Here is a 710-nt window from a genome sequence, read left to right as displayed (position 1 = left end):
GCGTAGGCCTCGACGTTGTCCGCGATCGTCGCGGTTCCCGTKCTGCCATCGGCGTTTGTCCAGGTCTCCGTCACGCCGAGCAGCGTGGCACCGGCATAGTTCTCCGGTGTCGTGATGGTCAACGCGGCGGGATCGGTAGTCTGAGCCGTCCACGCGCCATGACCAAGATCTGTCCCATTGTTCACTACCCAACCCGACGGAACCCCTGTGATGGTTATGGAGACCGGCTCGCTTGGGCCCGTGGACGGATCGCTTAGCGCCAGGTTGATGGCGCTTCCGGCAATGCCTGCGGGGCCGTTACCGACATGCACCGTCTCGGTGGCCGTCGTTGTTGTACTGAGGTTCCCTTCGGCGTCCCGTTCAGTCGCGGTCAGTGTCAGGTTGAACGCACTGTTATTCTGGGCACTTTTAATACCGAGGGCGCTGCTCAGGATCCAGCCGGAAACATCGACTGAGGTGTGAGTCGCATCGGCGGTGAAAGTGTGACCACCAGGGCCGTCGTTCAGCGTCGTTCCACTCGGAATCCCACTGATCGAAAGCGATTGGATCGTGTTGGTATCRCCAGAATTGCCGGTCACTGTAACGGTAAGGGTGCCGATCGTCTGGTTGGCGCCATTGCTGATGTGGATGGAAGTGGGCCATGTCACTAACGGCGCGGACGGGTTGACCGTCACCGCCTCAATGGCCGTAGTAGTGCCGCTGAGGTTGCC

General features: G+C 60.7%; 1 protein-coding gene. It reads right to left on the bottom strand.

Annotated features, from left to right (window positions below; translation table 11 throughout):
* A partial coding sequence (locus AC1DS3_RS39250; RefSeq protein WP_477129447.1) for a hypothetical protein occupies positions 1 to 710 on the bottom strand: 710 nt, incomplete at both ends.

The sequence above is a fragment of the Cupriavidus sp. 01L46 genome (assembly GCF_056399905.1).
Note: the sequence above shows the minus strand (reverse complement) of the source record. Positions and strands in the feature narration are given on the sequence as shown.